This is a genomic window from Streptomyces sp. NPDC002795 (assembly GCF_042888725.1).
Taxonomy (GTDB): Bacteria; Actinomycetota; Actinomycetes; order Streptomycetales; family Streptomycetaceae; genus Streptomyces.
Genome location: NZ_JBIAQB010000012.1, coordinates 278,566 through 301,913, shown reverse-complemented (window position 1 = coordinate 301,913; position 23,348 = coordinate 278,566). Strand labels below are relative to the sequence as shown.

General features: G+C 72.9%; 20 protein-coding genes. 10 read left to right on the top strand and 10 right to left on the bottom strand.

Features of this window, described 5'->3' with window-relative positions; all coding sequences use genetic code 11:
• Positions 1 to 323 precede the first annotated feature (323 nt).
• Both ACFYWS_RS32670 and ACFYWS_RS32665 read right to left on the bottom strand, forming a co-directional pair.
• Positions 324 to 824: an EamA/RhaT family transporter gene (locus ACFYWS_RS32670; protein WP_389282453.1), complete on the bottom strand. Its 501-nt coding sequence runs from the start codon at positions 822 to 824 to the stop codon at positions 324 to 326.
• A 69-nt stretch (positions 825 to 893) separates the two neighbouring features.
• The gene (locus tag ACFYWS_RS32665; RefSeq protein WP_389282451.1) at positions 894 to 1,199 is read right to left on the bottom strand and encodes a peptidase; all 306 of its coding nucleotides are present in this window, start codon (positions 1,197 to 1,199) and stop codon (positions 894 to 896) included.
• A 125-nt stretch (positions 1,200 to 1,324) separates the two neighbouring features.
• Between ACFYWS_RS32665 and ACFYWS_RS32660 the strand changes: the two genes are divergently transcribed.
• Entirely contained in the window at positions 1,325 to 3,433 is a 2,109-nt protein-coding gene (locus tag ACFYWS_RS32660) for a PQQ-binding-like beta-propeller repeat protein (RefSeq protein WP_389282449.1), read from the top strand.
• An 8-nt stretch (positions 3,434 to 3,441) separates the two neighbouring features.
• On the opposite strand, the gene ilvD is transcribed toward ACFYWS_RS32660, so the two are convergent.
• The 4 genes from ilvD to ACFYWS_RS32640 all read right to left on the bottom strand — a co-directional run bounded on the left by ilvD (position 3,442) and on the right by ACFYWS_RS32640 (position 8,090).
• Positions 3,442 to 5,295, bottom strand: a complete 1,854-nt coding sequence (ilvD, locus tag ACFYWS_RS32655) for a dihydroxy-acid dehydratase (protein ID WP_389282447.1) — start codon at positions 5,293 to 5,295, stop codon at positions 3,442 to 3,444.
• Positions 5,296 to 5,403: 108 nt separating this feature from the next.
• Positions 5,404 to 6,021 (bottom strand): TetR family transcriptional regulator, encoded by a 618-nt coding sequence (locus tag ACFYWS_RS32650; protein ID WP_389282445.1) that lies wholly within the window; start codon positions 6,019 to 6,021, stop codon positions 5,404 to 5,406.
• A complete protein-coding gene (locus ACFYWS_RS32645) occupies positions 6,018 to 6,842 on the bottom strand; it encodes a sugar phosphate isomerase/epimerase (protein WP_266711285.1) in 825 nt (274 codons plus the stop codon). Before ACFYWS_RS32645 ends, ACFYWS_RS32650 begins: the two co-directional genes overlap by 4 nt.
• Before the next feature lie 297 nt (positions 6,843 to 7,139).
• Positions 7,140 to 8,090 carry a Ppx/GppA family phosphatase gene (locus ACFYWS_RS32640; protein WP_389282443.1) on the bottom strand — a complete coding sequence of 317 codons (951 nt, stop codon included), beginning with the start codon at positions 8,088 to 8,090 and terminating at the stop codon, positions 7,140 to 7,142.
• An 80-nt stretch (positions 8,091 to 8,170) separates the two neighbouring features.
• On the opposite strand from ACFYWS_RS32640, the gene ACFYWS_RS32635 reads away from it, so the two are divergent.
• Entirely contained in the window at positions 8,171 to 9,052 is an 882-nt protein-coding gene (locus ACFYWS_RS32635) for a hypothetical protein (protein WP_389282441.1), read from the top strand.
• A gap of 30 nt (positions 9,053 to 9,082) precedes the next feature.
• Here ACFYWS_RS32635 and ACFYWS_RS32630 read toward each other — a convergent pair whose 3' ends face one another.
• Entirely contained in the window at positions 9,083 to 10,774 is a 1,692-nt protein-coding gene (locus tag ACFYWS_RS32630) for a hypothetical protein (protein ID WP_389282439.1), read from the bottom strand.
• A gap of 208 nt (positions 10,775 to 10,982) precedes the next feature.
• On the opposite strand from ACFYWS_RS32630, the gene radA reads away from it, so the two are divergent.
• Positions 10,983 to 12,389 (top strand): DNA repair protein RadA, encoded by a 1,407-nt coding sequence (gene radA / locus ACFYWS_RS32625; RefSeq protein WP_389282437.1) that lies wholly within the window; start codon positions 10,983 to 10,985, stop codon positions 12,387 to 12,389.
• A gap of 93 nt (positions 12,390 to 12,482) precedes the next feature.
• Positions 12,483 to 13,607 (top strand): DNA integrity scanning diadenylate cyclase DisA, encoded by a 1,125-nt coding sequence (gene disA / locus ACFYWS_RS32620; protein WP_389282435.1) that lies wholly within the window; start codon positions 12,483 to 12,485, stop codon positions 13,605 to 13,607.
• Positions 13,608 to 13,692: 85 nt separating this feature from the next.
• Here disA and ACFYWS_RS32615 read toward each other — a convergent pair whose 3' ends face one another.
• Positions 13,693 to 14,511, bottom strand: coding sequence for a hypothetical protein (locus ACFYWS_RS32615; protein ID WP_389282433.1), 819 nt, complete (start codon positions 14,509 to 14,511; stop codon positions 13,693 to 13,695).
• A 186-nt stretch (positions 14,512 to 14,697) separates the two neighbouring features.
• On the opposite strand from ACFYWS_RS32615, the gene ACFYWS_RS32610 reads away from it, so the two are divergent.
• On the top strand, positions 14,698 to 15,363 hold the full coding sequence (locus ACFYWS_RS32610; protein WP_389282431.1) for a phosphatase PAP2 family protein: 666 nt from the start codon (positions 14,698 to 14,700) through the stop codon (positions 15,361 to 15,363).
• A 24-nt stretch (positions 15,364 to 15,387) separates the two neighbouring features.
• On the opposite strand, the gene ACFYWS_RS32605 is transcribed toward ACFYWS_RS32610, so the two are convergent.
• Together ACFYWS_RS32605 and ACFYWS_RS32600 are read right to left on the bottom strand one after the other, a co-directional pair.
• Positions 15,388 to 16,065: a response regulator gene (locus ACFYWS_RS32605; protein WP_389282430.1), complete on the bottom strand. Its 678-nt coding sequence runs from the start codon at positions 16,063 to 16,065 to the stop codon at positions 15,388 to 15,390.
• Positions 16,053 to 17,645 (bottom strand): sensor histidine kinase, encoded by a 1,593-nt coding sequence (locus ACFYWS_RS32600; protein ID WP_389282428.1) that lies wholly within the window; start codon positions 17,643 to 17,645, stop codon positions 16,053 to 16,055. Before ACFYWS_RS32600 ends, ACFYWS_RS32605 begins: the two co-directional genes overlap by 13 nt.
• An 848-nt stretch (positions 17,646 to 18,493) precedes the next feature.
• On the opposite strand from ACFYWS_RS32600, the gene ACFYWS_RS32595 reads away from it, so the two are divergent.
• The 5 genes from ACFYWS_RS32595 (at position 18,494) to cseC (ending at position 23,140) form a co-directional block, all read left to right on the top strand.
• Positions 18,494 to 19,402 carry an A/G-specific adenine glycosylase gene (locus tag ACFYWS_RS32595; RefSeq protein WP_389282426.1) on the top strand — a complete coding sequence of 303 codons (909 nt, stop codon included), beginning with the start codon at positions 18,494 to 18,496 and terminating at the stop codon, positions 19,400 to 19,402.
• A gap of 173 nt (positions 19,403 to 19,575) precedes the next feature.
• Positions 19,576 to 20,127, top strand: coding sequence for a SigE family RNA polymerase sigma factor (locus ACFYWS_RS32590; RefSeq protein WP_389282424.1), 552 nt, complete (start codon positions 19,576 to 19,578; stop codon positions 20,125 to 20,127).
• Positions 20,128 to 20,189: 62 nt separating this feature from the next.
• Positions 20,190 to 20,852, top strand: a complete 663-nt coding sequence (locus ACFYWS_RS32585; protein WP_389282423.1) for a hypothetical protein — start codon at positions 20,190 to 20,192, stop codon at positions 20,850 to 20,852.
• Positions 20,853 to 20,885: 33 nt separating this feature from the next.
• A complete protein-coding gene (gene cseB, locus ACFYWS_RS32580; protein WP_389282461.1) occupies positions 20,886 to 21,614 on the top strand; it encodes a two-component system response regulator CseB in 729 nt (242 codons plus the stop codon).
• A gap of 149 nt (positions 21,615 to 21,763) precedes the next feature.
• Positions 21,764 to 23,140 carry a two-component system sensor histidine kinase CseC gene (gene cseC / locus ACFYWS_RS32575; RefSeq protein WP_389282422.1) on the top strand — a complete coding sequence of 459 codons (1,377 nt, stop codon included), beginning with the start codon at positions 21,764 to 21,766 and terminating at the stop codon, positions 23,138 to 23,140.
• The last annotated feature ends 208 nt before the right edge of the window (positions 23,141 to 23,348 follow it).

Genomic DNA, 23,348 nt, shown 5'->3' with positions numbered 1-23,348 from the left:
AGCACCCCCCGGATCATCAACGACAGGGGCAACAAGTCCTACCGGCCCTGGAGGCCACGAACCCGAACCGGGCTCCACGAAAACGGTAATGGGCGACCAACACGGGTGGGGGAGCCGGGGACGGCGGCGGATTCCCTGAGGCGGGGGCGGTCGACCGGCACGCCCCCGGAGAGGCGGGTGGGGGGGCGACGGTGGGTGTTTTAAGCCCCTGCGGCGATTGAGCAGCGGGGGCCGGGGCGGAGCCCCGAGGCCGTAACGCCGGTTCGGCAAGGGGCAGCCTCCAGGCCCCCGGCCTCAGGGACCCGTCCCGACCGGCCCAGGGCTCAGCCCTTGCCCTTCTTCTTGGCCGGGTTGCGGCTGCGGCGCGACGCGCGGCGGGTGTACTGGTCGAGGGCCGTCTCGTACTCCTGGCGGCGGAGCTTTTCGCCGGGGGCCTCGACCAGGCAGCGCAGGGCGTAGGCGACCAGGACACCTACGAAGCCGATCGCCAGGAAGCCGCGCAGCGACGCCTGCTTCTCGGGGTCGTGGCGTTCGGTGAAGCCCGTGCGGGTGCGGGCGAAGGCGAGCGCGCTGCAGACGGCGAACATGACCACGAGCAGCAGGTTCACGAGGGAGCCGATGTCGGCGATCGCCAGGCCCTCGTAGGCGAATCGGAGGATGAAGCAGCCCGCGACGGCCAGGGCCAGCGCGCCCACGCCGACCGCGGCCCGGCGCAAGCCGTAGTTGCCGCTGTGGTCCACCCAGGTCGTGCCGAAGAAGCGGATCTCCTCGGGCTGGGGCCCCGGGGCCGGGGAGGTGCTGGGGGTGCCGGTTTCGTCGCTCACGCCATCGATTATCGCCGGACCGGGCCGCGAGGTCCGCAGCCCGGCCCCCTGTCTGGCTCAGGTGTGCCCTCAGGCGCAGCGCGGCGCCACGTAACCGTCACTGCCCGTCTTCACGTAGGTGTCGGAGACGTACTCGCCGACGCCGATGTTGTCCCAGACCCGCGACGTGCCGTACGGGCCCGCGACCGTCTCGCCCGGCTTCTGGCAGAAGATCGGCACCTTCGCGCTCAGCGGCAGCACCCGCACCACGCGGTACCGGGTGCCGGGGCCGCTGCGGACGTTCACGTTGTAGCCCGGAGCCACCGGGTAGTACATCGCCGCTGCCGCCGCTTCCACGGACGGTGCGGGCTGTGCGGACTGTTCCTGTGGTGCCATTTTCTGCGCCTCCCCCGTCGGGCCGACTCGTTCAACGTTCATTGAGGGCCCGTTGAAACATCTGTGTTGGAATGTCGAACACGCAGGCTAGCAAGGCCCGTTCATCAGCCACGGGGGGCGTGGGCATGCCGTCACACAACAGCATAGGAATCGGCCCGGAAGCGGAATTCCCGGAGTACGCCGGGCACTATCGGCTCGAAGAGCGCCTGGGCTCGGGCGGCATGGGCGTCGTGCACCTGGCGCGGTCGGCGGCTGGGCTGCCGCTCGCGGTGAAGGTGGTGCACGCCGAGTTCGCGGAGGACCCCGAGTTCAGGGGGCGGTTCCGGCAGGAGGTCGCGGCAGCGCGGCGGGTCAGCGGGGCCTTCACCGCGCCGGTCGTCGACGCCGACCCGGAGGCCGAACTGCCGTGGATGGCCACGTTGTTCATCCCCGGCCTCACCCTCGCCGAGCACGTCAAGCGGAACGGTCCGCTGGCGCCCGCGCAGCTGCGGCACCTGACGGCCGGAATGGCGGAGGCGCTGCGCGACATCCATCGCGCCGGGGTCGTACACCGTGACCTCAAGCCGAGCAATGTGCTGCTCGCCGAGGACAGCCCCAAGGTCATCGACTTCGGGATCTCCCGGCCCAAGGACAGTGAACTGCGGACCGAGACAGGGAAGTTGATCGGCACGCCGCCGTTCATGGCGCCCGAGCAGTTCCGTCGGCCGCGCGAGGTCGGCCCGGCGGCCGACGTGTTCGCGCTCGGCTCGCTGCTGGTGCACGCGGCGACGGGCCGCGGGCCGTTCGACTCGGACAGCCCCTACCTGGTGGCGTACCAGGTGGTGCACGACGAACCGGATGTGTCCGGCGTGCCCGAGGACCTGGCGCCGCTCGTCCTCGCCTGTCTGGCGAAGGAGCCGGAGGAGCGGCCCACGCCGGACGAGCTGATGGCCCGGCTGCGGCACATCTCGGCGCGGTACGACACGCAGGCGTTCATACCGGCGCAGCGGGCTCCGGTCGAGCCTTCCACCGCCAACTCCCCTGACAAGGCGTCGAGTTCACCGGATCCGCGGAGGCGCCCACGTCCCCGCACCCTCCTCACCCTCGCCGGCGTCCTCGCACTGGGCGGCGCGCTCACGGCGACCCTGCTCACGGGGAACGACTCCGGCACCGGCACCCGGACCGCCCCGGCGGGCTCCCCCGCCACGTTCCACCCCTGGCAGCGGAAGCTCGGCTCCGGTGCCGCGCCCGTCTGCTCGTACGGGGCCGGGAGCCTGAACTGCGCCGTGCCCGGTGCGCTCGCCGTGTCGCTGGATCCGCGGGACGGCTCGGTGCGGTGGAAGCGGAAGGCGTCCGGCGGGGCGGGGGACGTCGGCGGGGCGGCGCCCGTGGTGTCGGGTGGGCTGGTGCACGCGCTCACCCCGGACGGGTCCCGGCTCGTCGCGATGGCGGCAGATACCGGGAAGTCCCGCTGGTCGATGGATGTGTCGCGGTTCCAGGGGCAGGTCCGCCAGGCGGCGGGGCGCGTGCTCCTCGCCGCGCCCGACGGCACGCTCAGCGCGGTCGACAGTGCGACCGGGAGACGGGCGTGGCACCGCCGGCTCCCCGGTTCATCGACGGCCCCGCCCACTCTCTCGTACGTCGGCGGAGATCTGGCCTACGCGGCGGCGCCGACGCCAGACGGGGCGAACACGCTGGTCAGCGCGGTGGCTCCGGAGACGGGTGACATCCGCTGGCAGCAGAGATCGCCGGGCACGGCGACCCCGGTCGGGGTGTCCGGCGGTGTTCTCTGGTGCACGGAGCGGGGTGCGTCGGGCGAGACCGTCGCGCTCGTCGGGCATCGCCTCACGGACGGGGCGGTGGCACGTCGCGTACGGCTGTCCCTGCCGTTGCCGTCCGCGACGGTGGCGCTGCGCGGCGACACGGCGTATCTGCTCGCGGCGGGCGGCGCGCTGGTGGCGCAGGACCTCGCGTCCGGCAAGCAGCTGTGGCGGTCGGAGACCTCGGTGAGCCGGGGTTCGGCGCCCGCCGTCGACGCCGCGTCGGGCCGGGTGTACGTGACGGCCCCGGACGGCAGGCTGCTCGCCGTGGACCGGCGTACGGGCCGTCCGGTCGGCCAGAGCAGCCCCAGGCCCGCGGGCCGCTCCGACCGGGTGGTGGCCGACATCCCGGCGCCGGTCGTGAGCGGCGGGAGGGTGTACGGGAGCGCGCCGGACGGCACCGTTTCCGGTGCCGCCACGGCGGACGATCCGTAGGTCCTGTCTCAGCCGAGCTGCGACACGTCGCGGACCGCGCCCGTGTCGGCGCTGGTGGCCATCGCCGCGTAGGCGCGCAGCGCGGCCGAGACCTTGCGCTCGCGGTTCTTGGGGGCGTAGACGCCGCCCAGGGCCTCGCGGCGCGCGGCCAGCTCCTCGTCGCTCACGAGGAGCTCCATGCTGCGGTTCGGGATGTCGATGCGCACGCGGTCGCCGTCCTCGACGAGCGCGATGGCGCCACCGGCGGCGGCCTCGGGCGAGGCGTGGCCGATGGACAGGCCCGACGTACCGCCGGAGAAGCGGCCGTCCGTGACGAGCGCGCAGGTCTTGCCGAGGCCGCGGCCCTTCAGGTACGAGGTCGGGTAGAGCATCTCCTGCATGCCGGGGCCGCCCTTGGGGCCCTCGTAGCGGATGACGACGACGTCGCCCTCCTTGATCTGCTTGAGCAGGATCTTCTCGACGGCCTCCTCCTGCGACTCGCAGACGACGGCCGGGCCCTCGAAGGTCCAGATGGACTCGTCGACACCGGCGGTCTTCACGACGGCGCCGTCCACGGCGAGGTTGCCCTTCAGGACGGCCAGGCCGCCGTCCTTCGAGTACGCGTGGGCGACGTCACGGATGCAGCCGCCGGCGGCGTCGGTGTCGAGGGAGGCCCAGCGCTCGGACTGCGAGAAGGCCTCGGCGGAGCGCTTGCAGCCGGGGGCGGCGTGCCACAGCTCGCTCGCCTTTTCGGTCGCCGCGCCGCTGCGGATGTCCCAGTCGTCGAGCCATTCCTTGATGGACGGGGAGTGGACGGTGTGCACGTCCTCGTGGAGCAGACCGCCGCGGTACAGCTCGCCGAGGATCGCGGGGATGCCGCCGGCGCGGTGCACGTCCTCCATGTAGTACGTGCCGCCGGGCGCCACGTTCGGCGCGACCTTGGCGAGGCAGGGGACGCGGCGCGACACGGCGTCCATGTCGGCCAGCGTGTAGTCGAGCTCGGCCTCCTGTGCGGCGGCCAGCAGGTGCAGGATCGTGTTGGTGGAGCCGCCCATGGAGATGTCGAGCGCCATCGCGTTGTCGAAGGCGGCACGGGTGGCGATGTTGCGCGGCAGGACCGACTCGTCGTCACCGTCGTAGTACCGCTTGGCGATCTCGACGACCGTGGCGCCGGCCTTCTCGTACAGCGCCTTGCGGCCGGTGTGGGTGGCGAGCATCGAGCCGTTGCCCGGCAGGGAGAGGCCGATGGCCTCGGTCAGGCAGTTCATCGAGTTGGCGGTGAACATGCCGGAACAGGAGCCGCACGTCGGACAGGCGTTCTCCTCGATGCGGAGGATGTCCTCGTCCGAGACGCTCTCGTCCACCGCGTCGCTGATCGCGTTGACCAGGTCGAGCTTGCGGACGGTGCCGTCGACCAGCGTGGCCTTGCCGGCCTCCATGGGGCCGCCGGAGACGAAGACCGTCGGGATGTTGAGCCGCAGGGCCGCGTTCAGCATGCCGGGGGTGATCTTGTCGCAGTTCGAGATGCAGATCAGCGCGTCCGCGCAGTGCGCCTCGACCATGTACTCGACCGAGTCCGCGATCAGGTCGCGGGACGGGAGGGAGTACAGCATGCCGCCGTGGCCCATCGCGATGCCGTCGTCGACGGCGATCGTGTTGAACTCGCGGGCGATGCCGCCCGCGGCCGTGATGGCCTCGCTGACGATGCGGCCCACGGGCGCCAGGTGCGTGTGACCGGGCACGAACTCGGTGAACGAGTTGGCGACCGCGATGATCGGCTTCCGGCCGATGTCCGCACCGGGTACACCGGAGGCACGCATAAGGGCGCGGGCGCCCGCCATGTTGCGGCCGTGGGTGACTGTGCGGGACCTCAGCTCGGGCATCGTCGCTCGCTCCTTCAGAGGGATAAAAGACTGTTTCCCGAGCCTACGCCGCCGATCCAAGCTCCGGACAGGGTGTCCGAATGCCGGGACGCCTGTCTCACGACCTGCTCACGGACCGGTCAGGTGGCCCTGCACCACAGGGGCGAGCCGCGCGACGAGCCACTCCAGGTCCGCTGAGGCCAGCGGTTCCGCCTTCACCACGTAGCGGATCATCGCCGTGCCCACGAGCTGGGCGGCGGCCAGCGAGGCCCGCAGCTCGGCCTCGCCCTCCGGCAGATCGAGCCGCTGGGCGATCCGCGCGAGCAACTGCGTGGCGACGAGCCCCCGGAAGACACCCGCGGCCACCTCGTTGTTCAGGGCGGACCGCACGATGGCGAGCAGCGGCTTCCGGGTCGCGGGCGCCTCCCACACGCCGAAGAAGAACCGGGTCATGCGCTCGCCGACCCCCTCCAGCGGCCCGTCCTCCAAGGCGTCGGGGGCCTTGAGGGCCGGCGCGAGCGCCACCTCGATCGCGGCCGCGAACACCTGCTCCTTGGTGCCGAAGTAGTGATGCACGAGGGCCGAGTCCACCCCGGCACCCTTGGCGATGCCGCGCACCGAGGCCTTGTCGTAGCCGCGCTCGGCGAACTCCTCGCGGGCCACGTCCAGGATCCGCTCCCGCATGCCGGGACCGGCGTCCTGCTGCGCGCGCGGCGGCCGGCCCCTGCGGCGCACCGGCTCGGTCATGAACGCGGCACCCGCGCGGCCGACGCCAGGTGCAGGCGGGCGAAGGCCAGGGCCTCGGCCAGATCGGCCTCACGTTCGGCGCTGGACATGGCGCGCCGCGTGTTGACCTCGATGACGACGTGCCCGTCGAATCCGTTCACGGCGAGGCGGTCCAGGAGTTCGGCGCAGGGCTGCGTGCCGCGTCCCGGCACCAGGTGCTCGTCCTTGCCGGAGCCGCCGCCGTCGGCGAGGTGCACATGTCCGAGCCGGTCGCCCATCCGGTCGATCATCTGCATCGCGTCGGTACGGGCTGTCGCGGTGTGGCTGAGGTCGACCGTGAAGTGCCGGTAGTCGTCCTTGGTCACGTCCCAGTCGGGGGCGTACGCGAGCATCTCGCGGTCCCGGTAGCGCCACGGGTACATGTTTTCGACGGCGAACCGCACATCGGTTTCACCCGCCATCCGCCAGATCCCCTGCACGAAGTCGCGCGCGTACTGGCGCTGCCAGCGGAACGGGGGGTGCACGACCACGGTCGACGCCCCCAGCTTCTCCGCGGCGGCCCGCGCGCGCTGCAGCTTCACCCACGGGTCCGTCGACCACACGCGCTGCGTGATCAGCAGACATGGCGCGTGGACGGCGAGGATCGGGATGCGGTGGTAGTCGGAGAGGCGGCGCAAGGCCTCGATGTCCTGGCTGACGGGATCGGTCCAGACCATGACCTCGACGCCGTCGTAGCCCAGGCGCGCGGCGATCTCGAAGGCCGTCGCCGTCGACTCCGGATACACGGAGGCCGTGGAGAGCGCGACCTTCGCATCCGGGATGCGCACCACTGGTTCTGCCACGGGGACAGGGTACGGCCCCGGTGTGTGGGCGGGGCGCCCGCCCGGACGATCGCGCCGTCCGGACCATTGCGCCCAGCCCGTGCCTACGCCTCGGGGCTCCGCCCCGGACCCCGCGCCTCAATCGCCGGCGGGGCTTGATTTGCTCACCCGGCGGCGGGGCTGGTTTGGCCACCCGCCGGCGGAGCCTGATTTGCCCATCCGGCGGCGGGGCTCGATTTGCCCACCGTCGGCGGAGCCTGATTTGGCCACCCAGCGGCGGGGCTCGATTGGCTCACCCGGCGGCGGAGCCTGATTGGCTCACCCGGCGGAGGGGCTGGATTCTGCCGGTAGGTGGTCCAGGCGGCGGAGGATGACGCCTTCCCGGAGGGCCCAGGGGCAGATTTCCAGGGTTTCGACGCCGAAGAGGTCCATCGCGCCCTCCGCCACCAGCGCCCCGGCGAGCAGCTGTCCGGCCCGGCCCTCGGAGACTCCCGGCAGCTCGGCGCGCTCCTCCACGGTCATCGCGGCGAGCTGCGGCACCCAGTCCTCCAGGGACTTCCGCTTCAACTCCCGCTGTACGTAGAGGCCTTCCGTCGACCGGGCCGCCCCGGCGAGGCGCGCCAGCTGCTTGAACGTCTTCGATGTGGCCACCACATGGTCCGGCGCCCCGAACCGGCTGAACTCCCCGACCGTGCGCGCGATCTGCGCCCGCGCGTGCCGCCGCAGCGCCTTCACGTCGTCCGGATCCGACGGGTCCCCCGGCAGCCAGCCGGCCGTCAGCCGCCCGGCCCCGAGCGGCAGCGACACCGCGGCGTCCGGCTCCTCGTCGATGCCGTACGCGATCTCCAGGGAGCCGCCGCCGATGTCGAGCACCAGCAGCCTGCCCGCGGACCAGCCGAACCAGCGCCGGGCCGCCAGGAACGTGAGCCGTGCCTCTTCCTCGCCGCTGAGCACGCGCAGTTCGACGCCCGTGGCCTCCTTGACCCGCGCGAGGACGTCGTCGGCGTTGCTGGCCTCGCGCACCGCCGACGTGGCGAACGGCAGCAGGTCCTCGACGCCCTTGTCCTCCGCGGCCTCCAGGGCCTCTCTGACCGTCCCGATCAGCCGGTCCACGCCGTCGGGCCCGATCGCCCCGCGCTCGTCGAGGAGTTGGGCGAGCCGCAGTTCGGCCTTGTGCGAGTGCGCGGGCAGCGGGCGGGCACCGGGGTGTGCGTCCACCACGAGCAGATGGACCGTATTCGAACCCACGTCGAGGACACCGAGTCTCATGTAGGGAACGCTACTGCTCTCCACGGCTTGCCCGTCCAGGAAGGTCCTGTGGAAGGCATCAGCGCCTTTACTCTGGAACGGTGCCAAAGACGAAAAAGGCCAAGGCCGACAAGAGCGACAAGAAGACGAAGTCGGCAAAGCAGGAGCTGAAGAAGCAGAAGGACCAGCAGAAGGACCTCCAGAAGCAACCGAAGCAGCGGTCCAAGGCGGACGAGAAGCCCATCGACTTCCCGCGCGCGTGGGTCGAGTTCCCGGATCCGGCGGACGACGAGCAGATCTTCCGCTGCGATCTGACATGGCTGACCTCCCGTTGGAGCTGCATCTTCGGCAGCGGCTGCCAGGGCATCCAGGCGGGCCGCGCCGACGACGGCTGCTGCACGCTCGGCGCCCACTTCTCCGACGAGGACGACGAGAAGCGGGTCGCGGAGAACGTGGCACGTCTCACGCCGGACATCTGGCAGCACCACGACATCGGCACGGAGACCGGCTGGGTGTCGACGGACGAGGACGGGGACCGCCAGACCCGCCCGTACGAGGGCTCGTGCATCTTCCAGAACCGGCCGGGCTTCGCGGGCGGCGCGGGCTGCTCGCTGCACATCCTGGCGCTCAAGGAGGGCCGCGAGCCCCTGGAGACGAAGCCGGACGTCTGCTGGCAGCTTCCGGTGCGGCGTACGTACGAGTGGATCGAGCGGCCCGACGACACCAAGGTGCTCCAGGTCTCGATCGGCGAGTACGACCGCCGCGGCTGGGGCCCGGGCGGCCACGACCTGCACTGGTGGTGCACGTCGGCGACCTCGGCGCACGGCGCGGGCGACCCGGTCTACGTGTCGTACGGGCCCGAGCTCACGGAGCTGATGGGCAAGGCTGGCTACGAGAAGCTGGTCGACCTGTGCGAGGAGCGACTCGCGGCCGCGCCCAAGGGCCTCCCGCTCATCGCCCCGCACCCGGCCGACCCGGCGTAACGCGCACATCCGGCGGTCCGGGACCGGACCTCAGGGGGTCCCCGACGGCGAGCCCGTCCCGGACCCCCCGGTCCCGGAGGGCGACGCCGTGTCGGACGGGGGCGCCGAGTCGGAGGGCTCGGGGTCGCTCGGGCTCGGCGTCGGGTTCCCGGTCGGCTCCGTCGGGTCGGGCGAGGTGGGTGTCGGCGTGGGCTTCGGCGTCGGCTCGGACGGGGACGCCGGGACGGAGTGGGACGGCGTGGGCCGCGAGTTGCCGCCGCCACCGGAGCCGGAACGCCCGTACCCCTCAAGGGAGATGACCGCGCCGGACGGGTCGATCCCGACGTGCGCTGTCCAGTGCCCGCGCGGCTCCCGGTACTCGTCCACGTAGACGTGGATGGTGATCGACTCCCCCGGCCGCAGCGTTCCCGCGGTCCGGCTCAGGTACAGCCAGGACGCGCCCGTGGAGGCGGTCCAGTCGACGGGCGAGCGGCCCGACGCGGTGAGCGTGATCGCCGTCGAGTTCCCGCTGGGCTGCGCCTCCACGGTGATACGGCCGGGGCCGCGCCCCGCGCGCGTGGGCGGCGAGGTGACCTCTACGGAGACGTCGGGTGAGCGGCTGCCCGCGGTGAAGGTGGGGTCGGGGCTCGTCCGCGCGTTCCCCGCGTTCTCGTACGCGCCGCCGGTCCGCTCGCCGTCGAGACTGTCGGCCGCGCCGTCCTCGCTGGCCGTCACGGAACGTCCGTCCGCGGCCTCGCCGGTCAGCGGAGCGCCCTTGTAGGCGGCCCACAGGGCGAGCACCGGGGCGGCGACCACGGTGGCGACCACCGTCGTCGTCACGGCACGCGAGCGCAGCCGGTCGCGGCGGGCCGCCCGGTCCTTGGGGTCCATCGGGTAGCCGCGCCGGTCGAAGCGCGGGGCGCCGGGGTGCCGGCCGTGCATCGCGAAGTGCAGGGCGGGCCGCGGGGCCTCCACGAGGGGCAGCGCGGCGGGCGTCACCGACGTGCCGGGCCAGGCGCGGGGCGCGGCGCGCTCGGCGGTGCGGCGGCAGCGCGGGCAGTCGTCGACGTGCCGGACCAGCTCGCGGCGCAGGGCGGCCGAGAGGAGCACCTGGTTGTCCCCGGTGAGGCGGGCGACGCTGGGGCAGGTGCCGGTCTCGACGACAGCGAGGGCCGCGCGGGTCCGCTCGACCTCGCAGGCCGCGGCCGAGAGCAGCTCGCGGGTGGCGGTGGGGTCGGTGCCGAGGACGGCGGCGACCTCGCGCGGCGACAGCTGGTGGCGCACGGCCAGCTCCAGGGCCTCGCGCTGCTCCGGCGTCGTGCCCGCGGCTTCCGGCCAGGCGAGCTGGGCGAGCTGCCGCCTGCGCTCCTCCTGAAGGAGGCCGTCCTGAGGCCGGCCGCTCTCCTGCGCGCTCTGACGCCGCCGATTGGCCTCGGCCAGACGGCGCAGACAGGACCAGCGGGCCAGCGCGTAGAGCCAGGCCCTGCGCTCGGCGGGAGAGTCGCCGGCCGGGGCGCGGGAGCCGCGCCGCTCGGCGAGCGCGAGGGCGTCACCGAGCGCCGAGGTCGCCTCGTCGTGATCGCAGAGTACGGAGAGACAGTAGGTGAACAGGCCGTCCAGACAGGGCTCGTAGCGGGCGGGCGGGCGCTGCGGGGCGGTGCGCGGCTCCTGCCGCCTCGCCCCGGCGCGGTGCGCCCGGTGTGCGCCGGTGGTCTGTGTGGGAGTTTCCGGCCTGCTGCTCATCACCGTGCGACCGTAGGCGCACCACGAGGGGGCTTCCTCCCCCTTGAGCACATTTAATCCTTACGGGTGAAACGATCCCTCAAAAGAGGACAGGAACCCGTCATTCCGTGGCCAGCACGGCTACGCGGGGCGACCTCACGGGTGGCTCGGGAGTCGTGAAACGGACCGCACCCGCCCGTTGTCAGTCCTGCCCGCTACGGTTTCGTTCATGGCTGCCCGTACCAAGACCAAGGACCGTCCGTCCTACCGCTGCACCGAGTGCGGCTGGCAGACGGCCAAGTGGCTGGGCCGCTGCCCCGAGTGCCAGGCCTGGGGCACGATCGACGAGTACGGCGCGCCCACCGTGCGCACCACCGCACCGGGCCGCGTCACCACGTCGGCGCTGCCCATCGGCCAGGTCGACGGCAGGCAGGCGACGGCCCGTCCCACCGGCGTGCCCGAGCTGGACCGGGTGCTCGGCGGCGGCCTCGTGCCCGGCGCCGTGGTGCTGGTCGCGGGCGAGCCCGGCGTCGGCAAGTCCACGCTCCTGCTCGACGTGGCGGCCAAGGCGGCCAGCGAGGAGCACAAGACCCTCTACGTGACGGGCGAGGAGTCGGCCTCCCAGGTCCGCCTGCGCGCCGACCGTATCCACGCGATCGACGACCACCTGTATCTGACCGCCGAGACCGATCTGGGCACCGTACTCGGCCACTTGGACGCGGTGAAGCCGTCGCTGCTCATCCTGGACTCCGTACAGACGATCGCGTCCGGGGAGATCGACGGGGCGCCCGGTGGGGTGTCGCAGGTCCGCGAAGTCGCGGGCGCGCTCATCCGCGCCTCCAAGGAGCGCGGCATGTCCACGCTCCTGGTCGGCCACGTCACGAAGGAAGGCACGATCGCGGGACCGCGCCTCCTGGAACACCTGGTGGACGTCGTCCTCAGCTTCGAGGGCGACCGGCACGCACGCCTGCGCCTCGTACGAGGCGTCAAGAACCGCTACGGGACGACGGACGAGGTCGGCTGCTTCGAGCTGCACGACGAGGGCATCACGGGCCTCGCCGACCCCAGCGGCCTGTTCCTGACCCGGCGCGCCGAGCCGGTGCCCGGCACCTGCCTGACCGTCACCCTGGAGGGCCGCCGCCCGCTGGTCGCCGAGGTCCAGGCGCTCACGGTCGACTCCCAGATCCCCTCCCCGCGCCGCACCACGTCCGGCCTGGAGACCTCCCGCGTCTCGATGATGCTGGCCGTGCTCGAACAGCGCGGCCGGATCAGCGCGTTGGGCAAGCGGGACATCTACTCGGCGACGGTGGGCGGTGTGAAGCTCTCCGAGCCGGCCGCCGACCTGTCCATCGCGCTGGCCCTGGCGAGCGCGGCGAGCGACACCCCGCTCCCCAAGAACCTCGTGGCGATCGGAGAAGTGGGCCTCGCGGGCGAGGTCAGGCGGGTCACGGGCGTGCAGCGCCGGCTCGCGGAGGCGCACCGGCTCGGGTTCACGCACGCGCTGGTCCCGGCCGACCCGGGAAAGGTCCCGGCCGGTATGAAGGTCCTGGAAGTCGCCGATATAGCGGATGCTCTGCGGGTGCTTCCGAAGGGCCGTCGCCGAGAGGCCCCACGGGAGCCGGAGCAGCGCCGGTAGACTTTGCCCTGGTCTCGCCCGTGCGTGCGAACGCGAGGGACGAAGGCCCCGAGCCCACAGGGCACCCCAAAGTCTGCGATCCGGAGGAGTGCAGTGGCAGCCAACGACCGGGCGGCAACTCCCGGCAAGTCCGGCGGAAGCTCCGGTGCGGACAGCCTCATGCGCGCCGCGCTGAGCGCCGTCGCGCCCGGAACCGCCCTGCGAGACGGCCTGGAGCGCATCCTCCGCGGCAACACCGGAGGCCTGATCGTCCTCGGTTCCGACAAGACGGTCGAGTCGATGTGCACGGGCGGCTTCATCCTCGACGTGGAGTTCACGGCCACGCGCCTGCGCGAGCTGTGCAAGCTCGACGGCGGCATCGTCGTCTCCTCGAACCTCGACAAGATCCTGCGGGCCGGCGTCCAGTTGGTGCCGGACCCGATGATCCCCACGGAGGAGACCGGCACCCGGCACCGCACGGCGGACCGCGTCTCCAAGCAGGTCGGCTACACCGTCGTCTCGGTCTCCCAGTCGATGCGCCTGATCGCGCTGTACGTGGACGGGCAGCGCCGCGTCCTGGAGGACTCGGCGGCGATCCTGTCCCGCGCCAACCAGGCCCTCGCGACCCTGGAGCGCTACAAGCTGCGCCTCGACGAGGTGGCGGGCACGCTCTCCGCCCTGGAGATCGAGGACCTGGTCACGGTCCGGGACGTCTCGGCGGTCGCGCAGCGCCTGGAGATGGTGCGCCGGATCGCCACGGAGATCGCCGAGTACGTCGTCGAGTTGGGCACCGACGGCCGGCTTCTGGCGCTGCAGCTCGACGAGTTGATCGCGGGCGTCGAGCCGGAGCGCGAGCTGGTCGCGCGGGACTACGTGCCCGAGCCCACCGCCAAGCGCTCCCGCACGGTCGCGGAGGCGCTGGTCGAGCTGGACGCGCTCAGCCACGCGGAGCTGCTCGAACTGCCGATAGTGGCACGGGCCCTGGGCTACACCGGCTCCCCCGAAGCGCTCGACTCTGCGGTGTCCCCGCGCGGATTCCGGCTCCTGGCCAAGGTGCCGCGCCTGCCCGGCGCCATCATCGACCGCCTCGTGGAGCACTTCGGCGGCCTGCAGAAGCTGCTCGCCGCCAGTGTGGACGACCTGCAGACGGTCGACGGGGTCGGCGAGGCGCGGGCGCGGAGCGTCCGCGAGGGCCTGTCGCGGCTGGCGGAGTCGTCGATCCTTGAGCGGTACGTGTAGCTGCCGCTCACGTCACCCGGCGCGCGGTTTCGGGGCTCTGCCCCGGACCCCGCGGGCTCTCGTTCGAAATGCGGGCTTGAGTGGCTCAGTCCTCCTTGAGGACGAACGACGTCTGCGCCGCGGGCAGTTGCGCCGCCTTGACCTCGACCAGGTAGGTCCCCGGCGATGCCGCTCCCGCCGAGGGAGTCGCACACTGCGGCTCGCTCGGTCGCAGGTCCCACGTGTAGTCACGCTGAACCGTGCCGCCCGCAGGGGCCCGCAGCACCATGCTCCCCGCCCCGGCCGGGCAGTCGTCGGAGGACCAGAACGGCTTGTCGTCCTCCGCCTTGGTGATCGTGACCACCGCGGTCTTCGGCCCCAGGTCGACCTTGCAGGACTTGTCCGCCGTGTTCTTGGCGACGAGTTGGAGCTTCGGCTTGTCCCCGGGCGCGTACGAGTTGTGGACGCTGCGCACCTTCAGGGTCACGCCGCCCGCCGTGCAGTCCGGGAGGCTGGAGCCGGCCGGGACCTGGTCCCCGGAGGACGTGCCCCCGCTGCCGCTGCCGCCGCCGTCACCGGAGTCGCCGCCCGCCGCGTCGTCCGAACCACCGGACCCCGCACCGGAACCGCCGGACCCCGATCCCGGACCCGACCCCGATCCCGAGCCGCCGGAACCGCCCGACTCGTCGCGCCCGCCGGGGTGTTCGCTGATCGCGGGCCCCGTTCCTGAGGGCCCGGGCGTGATGGACTCCGTCGGACTCTTGCCGCCGGAGCCGCCCGCGCCGTTGTTCCCGCCGCCACCGCCCAAGTTGACGATCCATACGATCAGCAGCGCGAGCAGCGCCACTACGGACAGCAGAACGACCCTCCGTCGCCAATAGATGGTGGAGGGGAGCGGCCCGATCGGATTGCGCAGAGATCCCACGGCTCAAACCTTACGAGAGATCGGGCCGTTGTCCGGTGCTACCCGCCGCCTCGCACCCCAAGTTTTCCGGATCATCATCACGCGCGGACCGCCGAACGGGCTCCGGGACCCCTGTCGATCGTCAGGTCGGGCCCGGGACCATCGCTGGATGTGACAAGCCTTCGGTATTGCATACTGTCCGTCACCATGGGAACCATCGACTCCGACCTGTATCGCGGCATCACCGATTTCGCCCACGACACTCCTTCGTGGTTTCAGCACCTCATGGAGGTGTGGACGGAACTGGGACTGCTGCTGTTCGCCGTGCTCTTCGTCGTCGCCTGGTGGCGGACGCGGGGCAGTGACCCGAGGGCCTTCGCCGTCGCGGTGCTCGCGCCGCTGGGCACCGCGGTCGCGTACGTGGTCAGCGAGGTGGTCAAGTCGGGGATCGACGAGGAGCGGCCCTGCCGCGCCGTCTCGGGCGCCCTGCCGTCCCTGATCGACTGCCCGGTCTACGGAGACTGGTCGTTCCCCTCCAACCACGCCACGATCGCCGCCGCCGCGGCCGTGGGCCTCGCGCTGGCCTGGCCGAAGGTCGGCTGGCTGACGGTGCCGATGGCGATCCTCATGGCGTTCTCCCGCGTCTTCGTGGGCGTGCACTATCCGCATGACGTCGCCGCGGGGCTGCTGCTCGGCACGCTGGTCGCGTTCCTCGTCGTACGCCTCCTGACGCGGCCGGGGGCGCGGGTGACCGAGGCGATGCGGGGGTCGGGGAACGGGCTCGTGCGGTGGTTCGCCGGGCCGGGCCCCGCCGCAGCCGGATACGCCTCGGCGCCCGGGGCCCGCTCGCGGCGCGGGTCGCACCGGCGCTGAGCCGCCGGTACGAGGCGGGTCCGGCTACGTCAGCAGTCCCGCCTCGTACGCCACGATGGCCGCCTGCACGCGGTTCTTGACCTCAAGGCGCTCCAGGACCGCGCTGACGTACGCCTTCACCGTCCCCTCCACGAGACGCAGCCGGTCGGCGATCTCCGGGTTCGACAGGCCCGCGCCGACCAGACCGAGCACCTCGCGCTCGCGCGGGGTGAGCGCCTCGACGCGCCGCCGGGCCGCGGCCTCGCGGGTCAGCCGGCCGCCGCCGAGCCCGTCGATGACATGCCGGGCCACCTTCGGCGACAGGAACGCGGCGCCGTCCGCCACCGCCCGTACGCCCGCCATCAGTTCGTGCGGATCACCGGACTTGAGCAGGAAGCCGGTCGCGCCGCCGCCGAGCGCCCGCGCCACGTACCCGTCCTCGGAGAACGTGGTCAGCATCGCGACCGCTGTGCCGGACACCGTCGCCGTGATCTCCTCGGCCGCCGCCAGGCCGTCCAGGCGGGGCATCCGGATGTCGAGGAGCGCCACGTCCGGGCGGTGGGCCTGGACGAGGCGCACGGCCTCCCGGCCGTCGGCGGCCTCCGCGACGACCTCGAAGTCGCCGCCCGCCGCGAGGATCGCTCCGACGCCGGCCCGGACCATCGCCTCGTCGTCGGCGAGCAGCACCCGGATCCGTCTGCCCGGTTCGCTCAGCGCGCCCATTCGGACTCCTCTTCCTGTACCTGGTCGGCGGTGCCCGCCTTGGGGATCACTGCTTTGTCGATGAGCGTGTGCGACGCGTCGTCGGCGAAGCAGAGCCTGAAGTGCTCGACCGTCACGAACAGTTCACCGCTCGCCCGGTAGTAGCGGCAGTCGGCCCGCGCGGGCGGTGGCGTGGGCGCGCGCTCGACCGGCGGGTCGCTGATCGTGCGCTCGGGCAGCCGGGACTCCACGTCGGCGAGCGGCGTGCCGACAGGCAGCTGCGCGTACGCCTGCGGGGTGAGGACGGCATGGGTCTTCGTGTACGCGTACCAGGTGAACGCCCCGCCGATCAGGACGGTTCCCGCGACCGCGGCCGCTCCGAAGGCCAGGCCCACGCGGCGTCTGGCGGTGCGGCGGGCGTGCACGAAACCGGCGTCGGCGGGGTCGCCGCGTGGGGCGCCGGGCGCGGGGAGCCGGGCGCTCACCCGGAATCCGCCGTCGTGCGGGCCGGCGTCGAAGCTGCCGCCGAGCGCGGTGATCCGGTCCCGCAGGCCGAGCAGCCCGGTGCCACTGCCGCTGCCGGTCGGCGTGGCGGGTACGTCCGCCGGGCGGGCGTTGGTGACGGTGACGCTGGTGGTGGCGCCGTCCTGCCGCGCTTCTACGGTGACGGGGGCGCGCGGTGCGTACTTGGCGGCGTTCGTGAGGGCTTCCTGGACGACGCGGTAGGCGGCGCGGTCGTCGCTGTCGCGAGCGTGGTCCGAGGAGTCCGGGGCGCTCACCAGCCGCACCGGGAGGCCCGATCCCGCTGCCCGGTCGACGAGTTCCGCGATGGTCTCGCCGGGCGGGGCGAGCGGGGCCTGCTCGTCGTCCTCCTCGCGCAGCAGGCCGATGATGGCGCCCAGCCGGTCGGTGGCGTCGGAGGCGGCGGAGCGGAGTTCGGCGGCGGCCGTGCGGTGCGCTTCGGCGAGGCCGGGGGTGACCTGGAGGGCGCCGGCGCGCAGGGCGATGAGGCTGAGTTCGTGGCCCAGGGAGTCGTGCATGTCCTGCGCGATCCGGGCCCGTTCGCGCAGCCGGGCGCGGTCCGCGACGATCCGGTGCTCGCGCTCCAACTGCTCGGCCCTGGCCCAGCCGGCGGCGGTCAACTCCCTGCTCTGGCGCCAGTAGCGGCCGATGAGCCACGGGAAGACCGCGCCGAACAGCAGCGTCCCCATGAGCACCAGCCACTCGGCGGCCGGGTCGACCTGCCGCATGCTGATCTTGACGGTGCCGGCGACGGCAAGCGCCCCGAAGGCGAGGAGCGAGGGACGCACGGCCGGCGACCTCAGCCCCATGAGGTACGCGAAGACGGCAAGCGCTCCCCCGTACGAGAGCGTGAACAGGGACGACGCGACGGCCAGCCCCGGGGCGGCCGCGAGCAGGAAGGCGGTGGCGGGCCGACGTCGGTGCAGCGCGGTGGCGGCGCCGAGCGCGGCGATCCCGGCGAGCTGCTGCCAGGTGCTGTCCGGTTCGTGCAGATGCAGCCACTCGACGGCGGGCACCGGAAGGGCGAGCGCTCCCCAGAGCAACAGGTCGACCATCAGGGCCCGGCATCGAGAGGTCACCCCACCGACGCTACAAGCGAGATGGCGTGCGCCGCGCCTGCCGATCGTCAGGTCCCCACGTCGAGCAATCCGCCCGTGCCGGCCGACCGCAAACGTGCCTCGGACAATCTCCCACCCTGCCCTGTGCGGCCGACACCTCCCCCACGTCGAGCAATCCGCCGCCATCGGCGCTTCCCCGCCCGCTGCGACCGCCACTGCCTCCACCTTGGGCGCCACCCTGCCTCCCGTGGCCGCGCCTGCCCGGAGCCCCGGGCAACCTGTCGCCCGGCACGCCTCCCGCCCATCGCGGCCGACCGCAAACGTGCCTTGGCCAACACCCGCACCCCCGACTCCCCTCCCATCGCGGCCGACCGCCCCCGCCTTGGCCGACACCCGCACCCCGACTCCCCGCCCATGGCGGTCGGCCGCACCCCCGCCTTGGGCAATCTGCCGCCATGGGCGGCAGGGTGGGCAAGGCGGCGCCCGGTGCCGCGCACCCACCACCATGGGCGCCGCCCCGGCACAGGCCTGGAACCCCGGTGCCGCGCAGCGCACCCGCCCGACCAGGGACCGGGCCCCGCCCCGGTCGGGCCGAAGCCCCCGGAGGGGGCGGGAGGGTGGGAGATGACCGGGCCCCGGCACGGCCGGAGGAGGCACGGCGACCCGCACCGATCGCACAGGCGCCGACCCCGGCACAGCCCCCGACCCCGGCGCCGCGCACCCCTCACCACCAACACCAACCCCCACACAGCCCCGGAACCCCGGCACCGCGCACCCCTCACCACCCACACCAACCCCCACACCGCCCCCAGCCCCCGGCACCGCGCTCCCCCGCCCCGGCCCCCGTACATGGCAGGATCGGACGTGCCATGACTGCGCTCACGAAGAACCCCGAGAACGCCGAGAACGCCGATCTCCACGCACCGGTCATCGACTGGTTCACCGAGCACGCCCGCGACCTCCCCTGGCGCCGCCGCGACGCGGGCCCGTGGGGCGTGATGGTCAGCGAGTTCATGCTCCAGCAGACCCCCGTCAACCGCGTGCTCCCGGTGTACGAGCAGTGGCTCGCCCGCTGGCCCCGCCCCGCCGATCTCGCCGCGGAGGCGCCGGGAGAGGCCGTCCGCGCCTGGGGCCGGCTGGGCTATCCGCGCCGCGCCCTGCGCCTGCACGGCGCGGCCGTCGCCATAACGGAACGCCACGGCGGCGACGTACCCACCGGCCACGCACAGCTCCTCGCGCTGCCCGGCATCGGCGAGTACACTGCGGCCGCCGTCGCCTCGTTCGCGTACGGCCAGCGGCACGCGGTGCTCGACACGAACGTGCGACGGGTGTTCGCCCGCGCCGTCGCCGGCGTGCAGTACCCGCCGAACGCGACGACCGCCGCCGAGCGGAAGCTGGCCCGGACGCTGCTGCCCGAGGAGGACGACACCGCCGCCAAGTGGGCCGCCGCCTCGATGGAGTTGGGCGCCCTGGTGTGCACCGCCAAGAACGAGGAGTGCCACCGCTGCCCGATCGCATCGATGTGCGCGTGGCGGCTCTCCGGGAAGCCCGCGCACGAGGGCCCGCCGCGGCGCGGCCAGACGTACGCGGGCACGGACCGCCAGGTGCGCGGCAAGCTGCTCGCCGTGCTGCGCGACGCCGTCGCCCCGGTGCCACAGGCGGCGCTCGACCAGGTGTGGGACGAGCCGGTGCAGCGGGCCAGGGCCCTGGACGGCCTGGTCGACGACGGCCTGGTGGAGCCGATCGCGGGCGGCCTCTACCGGCTTCCGCTGGGCTGAGCCGCGCGCGCGGAGCTCCACCGCGCCCTTCGTTACACAACCGACGGGTAGTCGTGCGTTCGCCGGTGGCCGGAGCGGACAGCGCCGTGACAACTCCTCCGTAACTTCTTCCTCGTAACCGCACACAACCTGTGCGGGTCACGGGGATTGCGGGAAGCGGGAGGCAGTTGATCATGGCGCACGCCGGTGAGGTGCTCGGGTTCGAAGAGTACGTTCGGACGCGGCAGGACGCCCTGCTGCGCAGCGCCCGGCGTCTCGTGCCCGACCCGGTCGACGCCCAGGACCTGCTGCAGACCGCGCTCGTACGGACGTACGGGCGGTGGGACGGCATAGCGGACAAGCGCCTTGCCGACGCGTATCTGCGCCGCGTCATGATCAACACGCGGACCGAGTGGTGGCGGGCGCGCAAGCTGGAGGAAGTGCCCACCGAGCAGCTGCCGGAGTCGTCGGTCGACGACTCGACGGAGCAGCACGCGGACCGCGCCCTGCTGATGGACGTCATGAAGGTGCTCGCTCCGAAGCAGCGCAGCGTCGTGGTGCTGCGACACTGGGAGCAGATGTCCACAGAGGAGACGGCCGCCGCTCTCGGAATGTCGGCCGGAACCGTGAAGAGCACGCTGCACCGGGCCCTCGCCCGGCTCCGTGAGGAGCTGGAGAAGCGGGAGCGCGAGGAACTGGCCGGCCGCGCGCTCGACGTTAAGGAGCGGGAGCGTTGCGCGGCCTAGGCACACGTGCCTCTGGGATTCGTACGTCCCTTATGCGGGGGCGTCTCATACGGGGGCGTCTGATGCGGGGGCGTTCCGCCCTGGCGCGGGGCATGAAGGCGGGGGGCGCGGCGATCGCCGGGCTCGCCGCCCTCGGGCTGTTGGCCGGTGTCCTCGCGGCGTGCTCGACCGGAGGCACCGGCGCCCGTGACGAGGGCCCGGCCCGCACGGACCCCGTCGGGGCGGCGGCGGACAGCGCGAGCCCCTCGGCCCCCGCCTCGCCGAGCGCCCCGAGTTCCGCCGAAGCGGTGCGGATGGTGAAGAGGGACCCGAAGGTCGGCGCGGACATCAAGCGCGACCTGAAGCCGTGCGTGGCGGACGAGTACCCGGTCGACGTGAGCTACGGAACGCTGACCGGCAGCTCCCGGAGCGACGTCGTGGTCAACGTGATGACCTGCGGTGACGCGGTCGGCATCGGCACGTACGTGTATCGCGACGAGGACGGCGCGTACAAGAATGTGTTCAGGGACGAAGAGCCCCCGGTGTACGCGGAGATCGACCGGGGTGATCTCGTGGTCACCAAGCAGGTGTACGAGAAGGGCGACTCGGTCGCCTCACCGTCGGGCGAGGAGATCATCACGTACCGGTGGAGCGGCCATGGTTTCGCCCAGGAGAGCCGCACGCACAACGATTACAGCAACGCGGTGGACGGGGAGAGCCCGGCGCCTTCGGACGACGCGGGCTGAGACACGTGGTGGAGGAGAGAACGGATGGCTGTCATGGGCGGTGAGCGCAAGGGCGAGCCGACGCACGTCCTGTTCGTCGAGGACGACGACGTCATCCGAGAGGCCACCCAGCTCGCCCTGGAGCGCGACGGTTTCGTGGTGACCGCGATGCCGGACGGGCTCAAGGGCCTGGAGGCGTTCCGGTCGGACCGGCCGGACATCGCGCTGCTCGACGTGATGGTGCCCGGGCTCGACGGGGTCTCGCTGTGCCGCCGCATCCGCGACGAGTCGACGGTTCCGGTGATCATGCTCTCCGCGCGCGCGGACTCCATCGATGTCGTACTCGGCCTGGAGGCGGGGGCCGACGACTACGTGACGAAGCCGTTCGACGGGGCGGTGCTCGTGGCCCGGATCCGCGCCGTGCTGCGCCGCTTCGGGCACGCGGGCGGGGCCGCGGCCGCCTCCGGCGCGGCCGAGGAGGGCCTCGCGCCCGACCACGGGTCGCTGCGCTTCGGCGACCTGGAGATCGACACGGACGGCATGGAGGTCCGCAAGGGCGGGGAGCCGGTGGGCCTGACGCCCACCGAGATGCGCCTGCTGCTCGAGTTCTCCTCCGCGCCCGGCTCGGTGCTGTCCCGCGACAAGCTCCTGGAGCGTGTGTGGGACTACGGCTGGGGCGGCGACACCCGCGTCGTCGACGTCCATGTGCAGCGGCTGCGTACGAAGATCGGCCAGGACCGGATCGAGACGGTCCGCGGCTTCGGCTACAAGCTCAAGGCCTGAGTGGGCTGATGGGACAGCGCATATATGGGTCAGCGCGTATGAGGAGGGGCACCACAGGGACCGCGTCGGAGACTCCCGTCCCGGCGCCGCTCGCCACCGGCCCCGCGACTGCCTCCGTTGCCGCGAATGCCTCGGGTGCCGCGACCGGCATGCGGAAACCGGACGCCGCCCGGAGGTCCGCCCGCTCCTGGATCCCGCACGGTCTGCGGACCGGCGTGCGCTGGAAGATCAGCGTCGCCATCGCCTTCGTGGGCGCGCTCGTCGCCGTGGCGCTCAGCCTCGTCGTGCACAACGCGGCCCGCGTCTCGATGCTGGACAACGCCCGGGACGTGCAGGACGAGCGGATCCAGTTCGTGCAGCGGCAGTACGAGGCGCGCGGCGGCAATCTGCCCGTCGGCTTCAAGGTGGACGACCCCGTGCTCCCGCCCGACCTGCGCGCGAAGGCCCGCGAGGGCCGCCGCGTCACCTACGTGACGGAGTCGGCCAGCGGCGTGCCCGACATCTGGGCCGCGGTCCCGCTCAGCAACGGCGGGATCCTCTCGGTGCACACCCGGTTCGCCGACCGCAGCGCCACCGTGATGAAGGACCTCGACAAGGCGCTGCTCATCGGCTCGATCTCCGTCGTGCTCGGCGGCAGCGCGCTCGGCGTCCTCATCGGCGGCCAGCTCTCCCGCCGCCTGCGCAAGGCGGCGAGCGCGGCCCGCGATGTCGCGGCCGGTCAGAGCGACGTCCGCGTCCGCCGCGCGATCGGCGGTGTCGTACTCGACGAGACGGACGATCTCGCGCAGGCCGTCGACGCGATGGCCGACGCCCTGAAGCAGCGTCTGGAGGCGGAGCGGCGGGTCACCGCCGACATCGCGCACGAGCTGCGCACGCCGGTCACCGGCCTGCTCACCGCCGCCGAACTGCTGCCTCCCGGGCGGCCCAGCGAACTCGTCAAGGACCGCGCGCAGGCGATGCGTACGCTCGTCGAGGACGTACTGGAAGTGGCCCGGCTCGACAGTGCCGCCGAGCGGGCCGAGCTGCAGGACATCATGCTCGGCGAGTTCGTGGAGCGCCGGATCGCGGCCCGGGCGGGCGACGGCGTCACCGTCCGGGTGATCCACGAGTCCGAGGTGACGACGGACCCGCGCCGCCTGGAGCGCATCCTCCTCAACCTGCTGGCCAACGCCGCCAAGCACGCCCGCCCGCCCATCGAGGTCAGCGTCGAGGGCCGGGTACTGCGGGTGCGCGACCACGGCCCCGGCTTCCCGGAGGAGCTCCTGGAGGACGGACCGAGCCGCTTCCGCACCGGCGCCGCCGACCGCGCGGGCCACGGCCACGGCCTCGGCCTGACGATCGCGGCGGGCCAGGCCCGCGTGCTCGGCGCCCGCCTCACGTTCCGCAACATCCGCCCACAGGGAGCGGACCACGACGCCCCCGCCGAGGGCGCCGTGGCCGTGCTGTGGCTACCGGAGCACGCACCGACGAATACCGGGAGCTTCCCGATGGTCCGGCTGCCGTCTTCAGGCCCCTCCGGCGACTGAGGCTGCCATCTTCAAGCCCCTCCGGCGATTGAGGAGCGGGGTCCGGGGCGGAGCCCCGGGGCGGGGGACGGTGCCGGTGGTCGCGGTCTCGGGGGGGGGGCCCCCCCCCCCCCCCCCCAAAAACCCCCCCCACCCCCGGGGGGGGGGCCCCCCCCGGGGGGGGGGCGCCCCCCCCCCCCCCCCCACCACACATAACAAAAAACCCCCC

What these genes read in the sequence shown, in the direction of transcription:
- ACFYWS_RS32585 (WP_389282423.1), top strand. Translation starts at nt 20,190, where the DNA reads ATGCGGGGGCGTTCCGCCCTGGCGCGGGGCATGAAGGCGGGGGGCGCG.
- ACFYWS_RS32660 (WP_389282449.1), top strand. Translation starts at nt 1,325, where the DNA reads ATGCCGTCACACAACAGCATAGGAATCGGCCCGGAAGCGGAATTCCCG.
- ACFYWS_RS32590 (WP_389282424.1), top strand. Translation starts at nt 19,576, where the DNA reads ATGGCGCACGCCGGTGAGGTGCTCGGGTTCGAAGAGTACGTTCGGACG.
- cseC (WP_389282422.1), top strand. Translation starts at nt 21,764, where the DNA reads ATGCGGAAACCGGACGCCGCCCGGAGGTCCGCCCGCTCCTGGATCCCG.
- ACFYWS_RS32630 (WP_389282439.1), bottom strand. Translation starts at nt 10,774, where the DNA reads ATGAGCAGCAGGCCGGAAACTCCCACACAGACCACCGGCGCACACCGG.
- ACFYWS_RS32640 (WP_389282443.1), bottom strand. Translation starts at nt 8,090, where the DNA reads ATGAGACTCGGTGTCCTCGACGTGGGTTCGAATACGGTCCATCTGCTC.
- radA (WP_389282437.1), top strand. Translation starts at nt 10,983, where the DNA reads ATGGCTGCCCGTACCAAGACCAAGGACCGTCCGTCCTACCGCTGCACC.
- ACFYWS_RS32610 (WP_389282431.1), top strand. Translation starts at nt 14,698, where the DNA reads ATGGGAACCATCGACTCCGACCTGTATCGCGGCATCACCGATTTCGCC.
- ACFYWS_RS32605 (WP_389282430.1), bottom strand. Translation starts at nt 16,065, where the DNA reads ATGGGCGCGCTGAGCGAACCGGGCAGACGGATCCGGGTGCTGCTCGCC.
- cseB (WP_389282461.1), top strand. Translation starts at nt 20,886, where the DNA reads ATGGGCGGTGAGCGCAAGGGCGAGCCGACGCACGTCCTGTTCGTCGAG.
- ACFYWS_RS32665 (WP_389282451.1), bottom strand. Translation starts at nt 1,199, where the DNA reads ATGGCACCACAGGAACAGTCCGCACAGCCCGCACCGTCCGTGGAAGCG.
- ilvD (WP_389282447.1), bottom strand. Translation starts at nt 5,295, where the DNA reads ATGCCCGAGCTGAGGTCCCGCACAGTCACCCACGGCCGCAACATGGCG.
- ACFYWS_RS32595 (WP_389282426.1), top strand. Translation starts at nt 18,494, where the DNA reads ATGACTGCGCTCACGAAGAACCCCGAGAACGCCGAGAACGCCGATCTC.
- ACFYWS_RS32650 (WP_389282445.1), bottom strand. Translation starts at nt 6,021, where the DNA reads ATGACCGAGCCGGTGCGCCGCAGGGGCCGGCCGCCGCGCGCGCAGCAG.